Annotated in this window: 12 protein-coding genes; 6 read left to right on the top strand and 6 right to left on the bottom strand. The window is 58.7% G+C overall.

Annotated elements, in window-relative coordinates:
* Window positions 1-209: 209 nt before the first annotated feature.
* The 5 genes from LA304_RS05110 (at window position 210) to LA304_RS05090 (ending at window position 6,939) form a co-directional block, all read left to right on the top strand.
* Window positions 210-614 (top strand): MerR family transcriptional regulator, encoded by a 405-nt coding sequence (locus LA304_RS05110; RefSeq protein WP_224502043.1) that lies wholly within the window; start codon window positions 210-212, stop codon window positions 612-614.
* A 454-nt stretch (window positions 615-1,068) separates the two neighbouring features.
* Entirely contained in the window at window positions 1,069-1,443 is a 375-nt protein-coding gene (locus tag LA304_RS05105; protein ID WP_224502479.1) for a MerR family transcriptional regulator, read from the top strand.
* A 40-nt stretch (window positions 1,444-1,483) separates the two neighbouring features.
* Entirely contained in the window at window positions 1,484-3,256 is a 1,773-nt protein-coding gene (locus tag LA304_RS05100; RefSeq protein WP_224502042.1) for an acyl-CoA dehydrogenase C-terminal domain-containing protein, read from the top strand.
* Window positions 3,257-3,506: 250 nt separating this feature from the next.
* Window positions 3,507-4,718, top strand: a complete 1,212-nt coding sequence (locus tag LA304_RS05095; protein ID WP_224502041.1) for an acetyl-CoA C-acetyltransferase — start codon at window positions 3,507-3,509, stop codon at window positions 4,716-4,718.
* Between the two features lie 13 nt (window positions 4,719-4,731).
* Window positions 4,732-6,939, top strand: coding sequence for a 3-hydroxyacyl-CoA dehydrogenase NAD-binding domain-containing protein (locus LA304_RS05090; protein WP_224502040.1), 2,208 nt, complete (start codon window positions 4,732-4,734; stop codon window positions 6,937-6,939).
* Between the two features lie 49 nt (window positions 6,940-6,988).
* On the opposite strand, the gene LA304_RS05085 is transcribed toward LA304_RS05090, so the two are convergent.
* Window positions 6,989-7,186 carry a hypothetical protein gene (locus tag LA304_RS05085; RefSeq protein ID WP_224502039.1) on the bottom strand — a complete coding sequence of 66 codons (198 nt, stop codon included), beginning with the start codon at window positions 7,184-7,186 and terminating at the stop codon, window positions 6,989-6,991.
* Between the two features lie 157 nt (window positions 7,187-7,343).
* Entirely contained in the window at window positions 7,344-8,012 is a 669-nt protein-coding gene (locus LA304_RS05080) for a sulfotransferase family 2 domain-containing protein (RefSeq protein ID WP_224502038.1), read from the bottom strand.
* Window positions 8,013-8,104: 92 nt separating this feature from the next.
* Between LA304_RS05080 and LA304_RS05075 the strand changes: the two genes are divergently transcribed.
* The gene (locus LA304_RS05075) at window positions 8,105-9,130 is read left to right on the top strand and encodes a hypothetical protein (protein ID WP_224502037.1); all 1,026 of its coding nucleotides are present in this window, start codon (window positions 8,105-8,107) and stop codon (window positions 9,128-9,130) included.
* 337 nt (window positions 9,131-9,467) lie between these two features.
* On the opposite strand, the gene upp is transcribed toward LA304_RS05075, so the two are convergent.
* The 4 genes from upp to LA304_RS05055 are packed head-to-tail and all read right to left on the bottom strand — an operon-like array spanning window position 9,468 to window position 13,600.
* Window positions 9,468-10,100: a uracil phosphoribosyltransferase gene (gene upp / locus LA304_RS05070; protein ID WP_224502036.1), complete on the bottom strand. Its 633-nt coding sequence runs from the start codon at window positions 10,098-10,100 to the stop codon at window positions 9,468-9,470.
* The gene (locus tag LA304_RS05065; RefSeq protein WP_224502035.1) at window positions 10,093-11,085 is read right to left on the bottom strand and encodes an adenosine deaminase; all 993 of its coding nucleotides are present in this window, start codon (window positions 11,083-11,085) and stop codon (window positions 10,093-10,095) included. The genes upp and LA304_RS05065 overlap by 8 nt, the downstream gene beginning before the upstream one ends.
* The gene (locus LA304_RS05060; protein ID WP_224502034.1) at window positions 11,082-12,293 is read right to left on the bottom strand and encodes a phosphopentomutase; all 1,212 of its coding nucleotides are present in this window, start codon (window positions 12,291-12,293) and stop codon (window positions 11,082-11,084) included. Before LA304_RS05060 ends, LA304_RS05065 begins: the two co-directional genes overlap by 4 nt.
* Complete coding sequence (locus tag LA304_RS05055; RefSeq protein ID WP_224502033.1) at window positions 12,293-13,600, bottom strand: thymidine phosphorylase; 1,308 nt, start codon at window positions 13,598-13,600, stop codon at window positions 12,293-12,295. The genes LA304_RS05060 and LA304_RS05055 overlap by 1 nt, the downstream gene beginning before the upstream one ends.
* Window positions 13,601-13,608 lie beyond the last annotated feature (8 nt).

Raw genomic sequence — 13,608 nt, 5'->3', positions numbered from 1 at the left:
TGGCAGCGCCCTATATTTCGCAGCGCGCCACGCGAGCGGCAAGGGCAAAATCTTGAATTGGCGGCCCTCCCAAAAGTTACGCGACGGCACGCCAAGGTTTTGTTTCCTTGATCAGGCGCCGCGGAGTTGACTAAGGTTCGCGCATACAGGGAAGGCCATTTGCCAAACTGAACCAAACAGTTTAGATGAGGCGCGAGGAGAGAGAATACATGCCCGATCAACGTCTCACGTTTAAGGAGATGTGCGCAGAGTTCGATGTGACCCCGCGCACGCTCAGGTACTACGAATATATCGAATTGCTGGCCCCTGAAAAGGAAGGCCGTTCGCGGTTCTACACGCCACGCGAAGTGGCACGCATGACGCTCATATTGCGCGGTCGGAAATACGGGTTTTCTCTCGAAGAGATGCGCCAGTGGCTCCTGATCTACGAGGAAGAGGGCACCAAAGCCCAGGCCGAAGCCTTCGTGAAACTTGCAGACCGCCAACTCGTCGCGCTCGAAGCACAAAAGGTCGAGCTTGAAAAAGCAATTGCCGAACTTCAGGAACTGCGCGAACAGACAGTTCGCAACATCGAGTCTGGCGAAGCACAGCCAGCGCTTCGGGAAACGTCGTAACGTCACGCGCCCCCCCATTCTCTTTGCGCCGCGCCGCTAATCCCTTCGGAGAACCGGCGTGGCGTGACGCCCCGCGTTCACATTCAAGTGCAACGCTCGTCTAAAATGATGCCTTTAAAGCAGCATCAGATCCGACATAAAGTCATAAAAATCAGCAACTAATGGTACAAATCACCTCTTCTGACGTGAAACTCTGTTTTTTCACGCCTCAACGCTTGCGCATCTTGCCGTCGGCAAATATCCACCTAAATCCGTAAGGTAATAATTAACATTTTTCGGGACAAACTGCGCGACACATCGTGACGCCACGTTTTGAATGAACTGTTTCCTGCGTTCTGATTAGGGTGATTGGGAAGGCGCGACCTCCGCACCCCTTGGATAGCGACACCTGCTCCGATAAAGCAGGCCGTCTTGAAGGTTAAGAGGAAGTGTCGAAGTGACAACCAATGAGGTGATGACCATCCGCGAAATGTGCGATACCTTCGAGGTAACACCACGCACACTGCGCTTTTACGAAGCTAAAGAACTGCTTAACCCCCAACGTCAGGGGCAGAAGCGGCTCTTCACGCGTCGTGACAGAGCGCGGCTCACGCTGATCCTGAAGGGCAAGAGATACGGGTTCGCTCTGGAGGAAATCCGACAAGTCCTCAATCTCTATACCGAAAAGGACCGCGGCGAAGAGCAGATGCGTGCAACTTTGAAGGCTTATCAGGACAAACTCGCAGAGATGCAGGCGGAACAAGCCGAACGCGCCAGGGTCATGGCCGAGTTGGAGGACGAAATCCGGTTTGTCGATGAACAAATCGCTGAAGTGACGCGCGGGGACTAAGCAGTCCTTTCTCCCCGCGCACTGCAAAGGGAGAAACGCCATGCCGAGTTACACGGCTCCTGTGAAAGATATCCAATATGTTCTGCACGATCTGCTGAAGGTCTCGCAGAGCGACATCCCCGGTTACGCCGACCTTGAGCCCGAATTTACCGAGGCGATCCTCGAGGCTGCAGGGCAACTCGCCTCGGAAGTTGTCGCCCCTCTGAACACCGTCGGCGACAAAGAGGGTTGCACCTTCGAAAACGGTGTCATCACCACACCGACCGGTTTCAAAGAAGCCTTCGAAGAGGTTAAAGAGGGCGGCTGGACCGGTCTCGACTTGCCCGCGGAATATGGCGGCCAAGGCATGCCCTACCTGATGGGCACCGCCGTTGGCGAAATGCTCTCCGGCGCGAACCAAGCGTTCACCATGTATCAGGGCCTGACCCACGGTGCGGCCTCTGCGATCCTCGCGCACGGCACCGATGAGCAAAAGTCGACCTACTTGCCCAAAATGACGTCCTGCGAATGGACGGGCACCATGAACCTCACAGAACCGCATTGCGGCACCGATCTGGGCCTCATGCGCACGAAAGCCGAGCCGCAAGCAGACGGCAGCTACAAGATCACCGGCCAGAAGATCTTTATCTCCGCAGGCGATCACGATCTTTCGTCGAACGTCATCCACCTCGTCCTCGCCAAAATCGCAGGCGGCCCCGAGGGGATCAAAGGCGTCTCCCTCTTCATCGTGCCGAAGTTCCTCGTGAAAGAAGACGGCAGCGTTGGCGCCCGCAACGGTGTCTCCGTAGGCTCCATCGAAGAAAAGATGGGCATCCACGGCAACTCCACCTGCGTGATGAACTACGACGATGCGACCGGCTACCTCTTGGGCACGGAACACAAGGGCATGCGCGCGATGTTCACCATGATGAACGAGGCCCGTCTCGGCGTCGGCATGCAGGGTCTCGCACAGGCCGAAGCCGCCTATCAGAACGCGGTGATCTACGCCAAGGACCGTTTGCAAGGCCGTGCGGTGACGGGTGCCGAAAACCCCGACGGCCCCGCCGACCCGCTGATCGTGCATCCCGACATCCGCCGCAATTTGATGGATCAGAAGAGTTTTATCGAAGGCGCGCGCGCCTTCATGCTCTGGGGGGCGCAGCTCATCGATCAGTCGCACCGCTCCAAAGATGCGGACGCCGATGGTCTCATCTCACTTATGACTCCCGTGCTCAAAGGCTTCCTGACCGACAAAGGCTATGAGGCCACAGTGAATGCGCAACAGGTCTATGGCGGCCATGGCTATATCGAAGAATGGGGCATGTCCCAATTCACCCGCGACGCACGTATTGCGATGATCTATGAGGGTGCAAACGGCGTGCAGGCGCTCGATCTCGTGGGCCGCAAACTCGCGACCGATGGCGGCAAGCACGTCATGGCGTTCTTTGAACTGGTCAAAGGCTTCTGCAAAGAAAACGGCGACGGGGATATGGCCGAGTTCACCGGTCCGCTGAAACAAGCCTCCAAAGACCTTCAGGGCGCAGGCATGTTCTTCATGCAGAACGGAATGAAGAACCCGAACGCGGCGCTGTCAGGTTCGTATGACTTCATGCATCTGTTCGGCTACGTCTGCCTCGGCCTGATGTGGGCGCGGATGGCAAAAGTCTCGCTTGAGGCGCTTGCGAATGGCACCGCCGATCCGGAATTCCACCAGAACAAGCTCACGACGGCCCGCTATTTTATGGCGCGTCAGCTTCCGATGACGGGTACGCTCCTGAAACGCATCGAGTCCGGTGCCGATCCGGTGATGACCCTGCCCGCAGACGCGTTCTAAGGCGCATTCCAAAACACTTGATAGGCCCCAATCACGAACACGGGGCCTATCGCCAACCTGTCATATACACAGAATAAACTGACGGGACGTCACAGAATGCACCTGCTCTGGAATGACGCGGCGTTCTACTGTTTCATTGTGAGAAGACAGGTATCTTAGACTCGAACGTCACGCACGGATGACACGGGCCGCACACAGACCTCTCACTAGAGGGACACGCCCCATCCGTCGCGGACCTGAGGAGGATTGAATGACCGAAGCTTATATTTACGACGCCCTGCGCAGCCCGCGCGGCAAGGGCCGCAAGGACGGGAGCCTGCATGAGGTGACCTCCGCCGCGCTCTCTGCGCAGATGCTCAATGCTGTCAAAGACCGCAATGGCCTCGAAGGGCACGCAGTTGAGGATGTGATCTGGGGCAACGTGACCCAAGTCGGGGAACAAGGCGGCTGTCTCGCACGCACCGCCGTGCTCGCGTCGGAGCTGGATCAATCCATTCCCGGCCTCGCGATCAACCGCTTCTGCGCCTCCGGTATGGAAGCCGTGAACCTCGCTGCCAACCAAGTCAAAGGTGGCGCAGGCATGGCTTATATCGCAGGCGGCGTGGAGATGATGGGTCGTGTCGCTATGGGCTCTGACGGGGCGGCAATTGCCGTGGATCCGTCGATTGCCATGAAGACCTACTTCGTGCCGCAGGGCATCTCCGCTGACATCATTGCGACCGAATACGGGTTCACCCGCGAGGAGGCCGACGCACTCGCCGTCGAGAGCCAGAACCGCGCCGCTGCCGCGTGGCAGGACAACCGATTTGCGAAGTCCATCGTGCCGGTGAAAGACATCAACGGGCTGACCATTCTCGACCGTGACGAATACATGCGTCCGGGCACGACCGTGGACGCGCTCGGCCAACTCAAGGCGTCCTTCAAAGACATGGGCGAAGTCATGCCCGGATTTGATAAAATCGCCCTGATGAAATACCCGCATCTGGAGCGGATCGAACACATCCACCACGCGGGCAACTCGTCCGGCATTGTAGATGGCGCTGCGGCCGTCCTCATTGGCAACAAGGAATTCGGCGAGAAATACGGCCTCAAACCCCGCGCCCGCATTCGCGCCACTGCAAAGATCGGCACGGACCCGACCATCATGCTTACCGGTCCAGTGCCCGTGACCCAGAAAATCCTCGCAGACAGTGGCATGTCGATCAACGACATCGACCTCTTTGAGGTGAACGAGGCCTTTGCCTCCGTCGTCATGCGCTTCATGCAGGCGTTCGACGTCGATAGCTCCAAAGTCAACGTCAACGGCGGCTCCATCGCCATGGGGCACCCCCTCGGCGCAACGGGCGCGATCATCATCGGCACGCTTCTGGACGAGTTGGAGCGCAGCGGCAAAGGCGTCGGCCTCGCCACGCTCTGCATCGCTTCCGGCATGGGTGCCGCCACCATCATCGAACGCGTGTAAGGGAGGGAACGCTATGACTGATTTTCATTACTCCGTAGACGCGGATGGCGTCGCCTTCATCACTTGGGACATCCCGAACAAGTCCATGAACGTGCTCTCGATGGAGGGCATCGCGGAACTCGACGCCTGCATCGACAAGGCGCTCGGCGACGAGGCTGTCAAAGGCGTAATCATCACCTCCGGCAAAGACACTTTTGCGGGCGGGATGGACCTTAACATCATCGCCAAGATGAAGGACGCGGCGGGCGACAACCCTGCGCAGGGTCTCTTTGACGGGCTGATGAACATGCACGGCATCTTGCGCAAACTCGAACGCGCTGGCATGGACCCGAAGACCAACAAAGGCGGCAAACCAGTTGCGGCCGCCCTGCCCGGCACGGCGCTTGGCATCGGGCTCGAACTCCCCCTCGCCTGTCACCGCATCTTCGCGGCGGACAATCCGAAGGCCAAGATCGGCCTGCCGGAGATCAAGGTCGGCATTTTCCCCGGCATGGGCGGCACGACCCGCGTGTCCCGCATGGTTGGCGCGATGGCCGCGGCTCCGGTCCTGCTCGAAGGCAAGATGCTCAACCCGAAGCAGGCCAAAGGATCGGGCATCATCCAAGAGGTCGTCGCACCGGAAGAGTTGCTCGCCAAAGCGAAGGAATGGGTGCTCTCCGCAACAGACGCGGACATCGTGAAACCATGGGATGCGAAGGGCTGGAAAATGCCCGGCGGCGCGCCGTATCATCCGGCTGGCTTCATGACCTTTGTCGGGGCGTCCGCCATGGTCAACGGCAACACGATGGGCGTGTATCCGGCGGCGAAAGCACTTCTGTCCGCGGTCTACGAAGGCGCGATGGTGCCGTTTGATACTGCGCTCAAAATCGAAGCGCGCTGGTTCACCAACGTGCTGATGAACCCGTCGTCCTCTGCGATGATCAGGTCCCTTTTCATCAACAAGGAAGCGCTCGAGAAAGGCGCGAACCGTCCTGCGGTCGCGGACCAGACCGTCAAGAAAGTCGGCGTCCTTGGCGCAGGGATGATGGGCGCAGGCATCGCCTATGTGTCGGCCAATGCGGGCATCGAGGTCGTGTTGATCGACATGAAGCAAGAGGCCGCGGACAAAGGCAAAGCCTATTCTGAAACCATCCTCGACAAGGGCATCAGCCGCAAAAAGGTGACGCCGGAGAAAAAAGAACAGGTTCTCGCCCGCATCAACGCGACGACCGATCTGGAGGCTTTGAAAGGATGCGACCTGATCGTTGAGGCTGTGTTTGAAGATATCAGCGTGAAAGCGGAAATGACGAAGAAGGTTGAGGCCATCGTCGGCGAAGACTGCATCTTTGCCTCAAACACCTCGACCCTGCCGATCACGCAACTCGCGAAGGCGTCCGTGCGTCCGGAACAGTTCATCGGCATCCACTACTTTAGTCCAGTGGACAAGATGCTCCTCGTGGAGATCATCAAGGGCAAGGAAACCGGTGATGTGGCCGTAGCCAAAGCGCTCGACTACGTACGCCAGATCCGCAAGACGCCGATCGTCGTGAATGACGCGCGCTTCTTCTACGCCAACCGCTGCATCATCCCCTACATCAACGAGGGTGTGCGTATGGCGGCCGAGGGCGTGGATCTGCCGCTGATCGAGAATGCTGCGAAGCTTCTGGGCTTCCCGCTCGGGCCGCTTCAGCTCATTGACGAGACTTCCATCGATCTCGGCGTAAAGATCGCAAAGGCAACGAAGGCCGCCATGGGCGACGCCTATCCGGACGAAGCCGTGGATGAGGTTGTGTTCTGGATGTTCGATCAGGGGCGTCTTGGGAAAAAAGCAAACGCGGGCTTCTATGACTATGATGAAAAGGGCAAGCGCGGGTTGCTTTGGGAGGGCTTCAACGCCGAGTTCCCGACAGCCGACGCCCAGCCCGATCTCGATGAGGTCCAGCACCGCCTGATGATGGCACAGGTTCTCGAGGCCGTCCGCGCGCTCGAAGAAGGTGTGCTCGAAGACATCCGCGAGGGAGATGTCGGCGCAATCCTCGGCTGGGGCTTTGCCCCGTGGTCCGGCGGTCCGTTCAGCTGGCTCGACATCATCGGTGCCGCGAAAGCGGTCGAAATTTGCGACAACCTCACCGCAACGCATGGCCCGCGCTTCGAGACGCCGAAGCTCCTACGTGAGATGGCGGCCTCGGGCGAGACGTTCTACGGTCGGTTTGGCACAGGCGTGGATAGCAAGGCGGCCTAACCTATGCGCCGATAGAAATCAGGCCCTCCCCTCGCGGGAGGGCTTTTTCTCAGGCGTCCTTTTTCGCGAGTTCAGCAAACATCTGCTGACCCTGAATTTGCGGCGCCATGGTGCACCAGCGGTCTTCGACCTGCACATAGTGTGCGTCCATTTCTTCGGCGTGGACGATGATCCGCCCCGGCTCGGTGGTGACGGGGGCGACGATCATATTTAGGAAGAGGGCAAGCGCCTCTGCAGAGATACACATAATGGGCTCCGTTTGGTTCAACTTGGCCTTCGCGCCTCCCAACACGAGGATGCATCGACACTACACGCCGCAGCCTCCCACATCCAAAACTCTCGCTGCAGCGCAGCAATTGAGTCCGAATTGTGGCGAAAACCTTCGCCACATTTATAGCTTTTGATTATTTCTTGGGCGCTATGGGATCATCAAACCCGTACCCGAACCGCGCAATGTCAGTCGCGCAAATGCGCGCAATGAGCTCTGCATCTGCTGCCGAGTAGTAGCCGCGATAGTCGCTATCCCGTACTGAGGCGTTCGCTTGAGGGATCGGTGACAGATCGAAGCCCAGATGCTCCCATAGAGGCACGAGGTCAGTTTCCAGCGCTTCAATTCTCGCAAAATGCGTTCCGCGCTCCTGCCCTTCCCCATCCCGGAGATAGGACCCATAGGGCACCCCGAGCGCTTCCCTCGTCTCCGGTGCATTCAGGAAATCGGAAAATGTATGCACCTTCGCCAATCGCACGGCATCGTGGTCCCACGTCTGATCACGAAGCCAATGATAATAAGACACGGCCCGATCCCACGGATTACGAACGAGTGTAAAGATGAAGAAGTCGTCGAAATCCTCACGCGGCACGAGACCTTCGATGTCGCGCAGAGTGGAGTGCTTCCACAGGCGTCCAGCAGCGGAGAGGGACTTCACCCGTTCACGCCTGCGGATTGCCTTGGGCGTGTCACCAATCAGGATGTCATCTGCTTTCGCACGGGTTTCCAGTGCCGCCGAAAGCGCGGTTCCGCCCGTCTTAGGAATGTGGACGAAAATGTAACGACGACCCGAAGAAATAATCATATCTCGCAGATTAGCCCCTGTCGCACTGATTGTCGCCCCCGCCATTTCAGGGTAAGTTGTCGCAAACACAACCACAAACGAGCAGACCGCGCATGATCGCGCTGACCAATTACGACCGGATCGAAGCTACCGGCCTTTGGCTCCCCGAGGGGGAAAGTCAAAGACGCTCTGTCGTTGTCTCTATTGGTGAAGCGACTCTGACACTTTCGGAGACACGCGAAGACGGACATGCCCTCGCGCATTGGTCGCTGCCGGCCATTGAGTTGATCACTCCTGAGGGCGAATTGCCGGCACGCTTCCGTCCGGGTCCGGACGCCACCGAAGAGCTCGAACTCGATGACGACATTATCGTTGATGCCATCTCAAAAATCCGACGTGCCATCGACAAGCGCCGACCGCGCCCCGGGCGTCTACGGAGTGCGATCTACGGCGTCGGCGCAGCATGTGCAATCGGCTTGGGCGTGTTCTGGCTTCCTGGCGCTCTGATCCGGCAAGCGGTGCATATTGTTCCAACCGTGACGCGCGCGGAAATCGGTCAGGAATTGCTCGGGCGTATCCGCCGCCTGTCGGGCCTCCCCTGTGACACCGTTCACGGCGCCCGTGCGCTAGAACGTCTGAAAACACGCCTCTTTCCCGAGGGCGGGGGCCAAATCATCGTTCTGGCGAGCGGCGTGAATATCTCTGAGAACCTTCCGGGCAAGATCGTCCTATTGAACCGAAGTCTTGTTGAAGACCATGAGGACCCCGCCGTTGTTGCCGGATATGTCCTCGCGGAACTTGAACGCGCTCAAGAGGAAGATCCGCTCGAACGCTTGCTTCGGTCTGCGGGCCTCATGACATCGATCCGCCTTTTGACGACTGGACATGTGCCTGCAGATATTCTCGACGATTATGCAGAGAGCCTTCTGACGGCCCCACAGGCCGAGGTGGAGACAGAGGCCCTGATCCAACGTTTCGCAAACGCACAAGTCCCGAGCACGCCCTACGCGCTCGCATTGGACATCACTGGCGAAACGGTGCTCCCGCTGATCGAGGCAGACGGCGTGCAAATTCCGGAGACTCGCCCCGTGCTTCAGGACGGAGACTGGGTCGCACTTCAGGGCGTCTGCGGCGCATGACCGCGCGACGGGCCACAAAAGAAGACCCCCGCCGACTGCGGGGGTTCTTTTTTATTGTTCTGCCTCGGTAACTCAACGCGACTAAGCGTGCGGATGCGTCCAACACAAACCCCAAAAAAGAGGTCTAAACGGGCGCTGCCTGCCCGGGCCGAGCATGTGACCGGCCAGAACCTTTCTCAACGCCTTTCGGATCATGCGTGAGCCGAAAGACAGCCATCCTGTGGGGGCGCCGAACTACGACCCGAAACTCTTTCCGAACACGAAATAAAGCGGCCCGACACAAGATATTGTATCGAGCCTAGCTCAGAACCGAATCGGTGTTAAGAGAAATTTTAACTTATTTTGTCCCGAACAGACGATCGCCTGCATCACCAAGGCCAGGAACAATGTAGCCCTTCTCATTCAGGCGCTCATCCAGCGCTGCCGTCACGATCGGCACGTCAGGATGCGCTTCTTCCATCCGCTTGACCCCTTCGGGCGCCGCCAGAAGGCAGAGGAACCGGATGTTAGTCGCGCCGGCCTCTTTGAGTTTATCGATAGCCGCAACAGAAGAGTTGCCGGTTGCAAGCATCGGATCAACGGCGATGACGAGACGATCTCCGAGATCTTCGGGAACCTTGAAGTAGTATTCGACCGGCTGGAGCGTCTCCTCGTCGCGATAGAGTCCAACAAAGCCTACGCGCGCGGATGGCACCAGTTCGAGGATACCGTCGAGGAAACCGTTCCCTGCCCGCAGAATAGAAATCAGCGCGAGTTTCTTCCCGTCGAGGGTCGGCGCCTCCATTGTTTGCAGCGGCGTCTCGACGGTTTTTAACGTCATGTCGAGATCACGTGTAACCTCGTAGGCCAGCAGCAGAGAAATCTCGCGCAGCAACTGACGGAACCCCGCCGTAGAGGTCTCCTTGTCACGCATAATGGTCAGCTTGTGTTGGACAAGCGGGTGTTTAACAACGGTCAGATGATCAAGCATCGGCAGGCTCCAGTTTCTTCGCGACCTCCCCACGGGTCGCCTCATCACAAAAGGCCGCATCAAGTGCGGTCTTATTCAACTCCATAAAGTCTTCGACCTCCCAGCCAAAGGTTTCCGCGAGGCGGTCAAACTCTTGTCGCATCGTGGAATGGAAAAACGGCGGGTCGTCGGTCGACACGGTCACTTTCACACCGCGTTCGCGCAGCTTGGCAATCGGATGGTCGGACCACTTCGGATAGACCTGAAGCGCGATGTTCGAGCCGGGGCAGACTTCGAGAACGATACCTGCCTCCGCAATCTCATCGACGAGGGCAAGATCTTCGATTGCGCGCACGCCATGACCGATCCGCTCTACTTTCAAATCGCGAATGGCGTCACGGACGCTCTCCGGCCCGCCCCATTCGCCCGCGTGAGAGGTCAGACGCAACTCGGCCTCCCGCGCCATATCAAAAGCGTAGGCAAAATCGCCCTGTTTCCCCATAGCTTCATCGCCACCCATGCCGAAACCGGTGACAAACGCACCAGCCGTCTCGGCAGCGCACCGTGCGGTTTTCTTCGCCTGATCCGGTCCAAAATGGCGCACACAGGTCGGGATTGCGCGCATAACGATGCCTTCTTCCGCCTCCATCTCATCCGCCGCCTGCTTGATCGCAGCAAGGTAGTCGCGCCACGCCGACACATCGCCACCTCCGCAAAAATCGGGGGCGAGAAAGCTCTCTGTGTAGACGACATTGGACGAAACACTTTCCTCCAACACAGCCCGCGTCAGGCGATAATAGTCCTGCGGCGTCTTGAGAACGGAGGTTGCGGCCTCATAGACCTTCAGAAAATCCCAGAAATCTTTGTATTTGTAAGCTCCACGCTCATCGAAGATGCCCGTCAGATCGACTTTCTTCTCGGCAGCGAGCCCACGAATGAAGGACGGCGGCGCAGCGCCTTCGAGGTGCATGTGTAGTTCGATTTTGGGGAGGTCGGTGATGCTCAAAGAAAACTCCTTCCGGGGCCTTGTGCCTCAAGACCAAGGTGTTCGGCAATAGACGCAGCCACATCGGCAAACGCGACGCGTCCGATGGGCTTCGGCCCGAGACCATACCCGAGCACCGGCACCATTTCACGGGTGTGATCCGTTCCCGTCCACGTCGGGTCATTGCCGTGGTCGGCGGTAAAAATCAAAAGGTCACCCTCTTTGACGCGCTCATAAAGGCGGGCAATCTGTGCATCGAACCATTCGAGGTGCCGCGCATAACCGGAGACATCGCGGCGATGGCCATAGAGGCTATCGAATTCCACAAAGTTGGCGAAAACGAAGGACCCATCAGGCGCTTCGTCCATCACGTCGCAGAGATGGTCGAAAAGGACAGCGTCCGTTCCCTTGCGCACCTCATCAATCCCCTGCATCGAGAAAATGTCACCAATTTTGCCAACCGCATAGACGGCGCGCCCACCGGCCTTCGCCCAATCACAGATCGTCGGCGCGGGCGGGGCGATGGCGTAATCGTGGCGGTTGCCTGTGCGCGTAAAGCCTTCTTCGGGTGAGCCAACAAACGGCCGCGCGATCACGCGCCCGATTTTCATCTCGTGAAGCGTCGGCGCAATGTCTTCGCAGAGCTTCAAAAGCCGCTCGAGACCGAAATGCTCTTCATGCGCGGCAATCTGAAAAACGCTGTCGGCGGAGGTGTAGCAGATCGGCCAGCCGGTCTCGATGTGCTTGGCTCCCCATTCTGCGATGACCGTTGTGCCCGAGGCGTGGCAATTGGCGAGCGTACCGCCCGCACCGCAGGTATCGGCAACTTGCCTCATCAACTCTTCTGGAAAGGCCGGCGTCTCTTTCGGGAAATACCCCCACTCCCAAGGAACCGGCACTCCGGCGAGTTCCCAATGGCCTGACGGCGTATCCTTGCCCCGGCTGACTTCAGCCGCGACCCCGTAAAGCCCCATCGGCTCAGCCGTTAGCCCCGGCGCAGGATCGGACGTAGCATGTCCCATAGCCGCCCCGAGGCCCAAAGCATCAAGATGCGGCAAGTTGAGCGGGCCGGACCGCCCGTTCTCAGCCTCTCCATTTGCACAGGCCTGCGCAATGTGCGCGATGGTGTTCGCGCCCGTATCCGGCTTGTCCTCGTTAAAAAACTCGTCCGCATCCGGCGCGCCGCCGAGGCCAACAGAGTCCATAACGATCAAGAATGCTCTCGGCATTATTGCACCTTCTCAAAAATCAGCGGCGTCTCGACTGGCGCGTGATCAGCAACTTGCACGGCTGCTCTGAACGCGGCTTCTGCCCGATCTGCCTCCTCCGGCGAACTCGCGTGGATCGTCGCCATGAGGCTATCAGCATCGAGATATTCGCCGATCATGCAACAATTCGAAATCCCGACAGCCGGATCAATCTTTTCGCCGCCCTTCAAACGACCGCCGCCAAGATGCACAACAGCCATCCCGAGCGCATGCCCGTCCATCGCGGAGACGTAGCCCGCCTGATCTGCGGACACATCGCGCACCACCGGCGCAGAGGGCAAACGATCCCGCCAGTAATCGACGAAATCGGCCGGACCGCCCAGTTCATAAATCATCTTGCCGAGCCGCTCAGCGGCAGACCCATCGGTCAGCGTATCCCGCACAGCCCATGTCGCCTGATCGAGATCATCGGAGAGGCCCGCGAGCACCATCAATTCGCCTCCCAAAGCACAGGTGACATCGCAGAGGATATTATCCACCTCGCCCGTCGTGAGGGCCTCCATGACACTCATGATCTCCAGCGCGTTTCCGATCGACGGGCATAGCGGTTGGTTCATGTCGGTAATGAGCGCGGAGGTTTTGCATCCCGCACCGTTCGCCGTCGTCACGAGGCTCTGAGCCAAGGCTTTTGCCTCCTCAGGCGTAGTCATAAACGCCCCAGACCCGCATTTGACGTCGAGAACCAACGCCTCCAACCCCGCCGCGAGTTTTTTTGAGAGGATCGATGCAGTGATCAGGTCGATGCTCTCCACCGTGCCTGTCACATCACGGATCGCATAGAGCCGTTTATCTGCAGGCGCGATTGAGCCAGTGGCCGAGACAATCGCGCAGCCCACTTGCTCAACGATCTGGTGAAAACGGGCGTCAGAGACTTCGGTTTTGAGGCCCGGAATGGCTTCGAGCTTGTCGAGCGTCCCGCCCGTATGCCCGAGCCCCCGACCGGACACCATCGGCACATAGGCCCCAAGCGCGGCCAAAGCGGGTGCAAGCAGGAGCGACACGCAATCCCCGACACCACCCGTCGAATGTTTATCAATCGCAGGCGCTGGAAGATCCCATTGCATCACGTCGCCACTGTCGCGCATGGCGAGCGTGAGGGCCACACGTTCCGGATCGGACATCCCATTCAATAGCGCAGCCATCGCAAAGGCCCCCGCCTGCGCGTCCGTCACTGCCCCCGTCGCGAGACCCTGCGCAAAGAGCATGATCTCGTCCTCGCTTAGCGTGCGTTTGTCTCTTAGCTTTTCGATGATCTGCCGGACATCCATGATCAGGC

Source organism: Celeribacter litoreus, from assembly GCF_020165855.1.
GTDB classification, from domain to species: Bacteria; Pseudomonadota; Alphaproteobacteria; order Rhodobacterales; family Rhodobacteraceae; genus Celeribacter; species Celeribacter litoreus.
The sequence above is the reverse complement of the archived record's forward strand: the minus strand, read 5'-3'. Positions and strand labels throughout refer to the sequence as shown.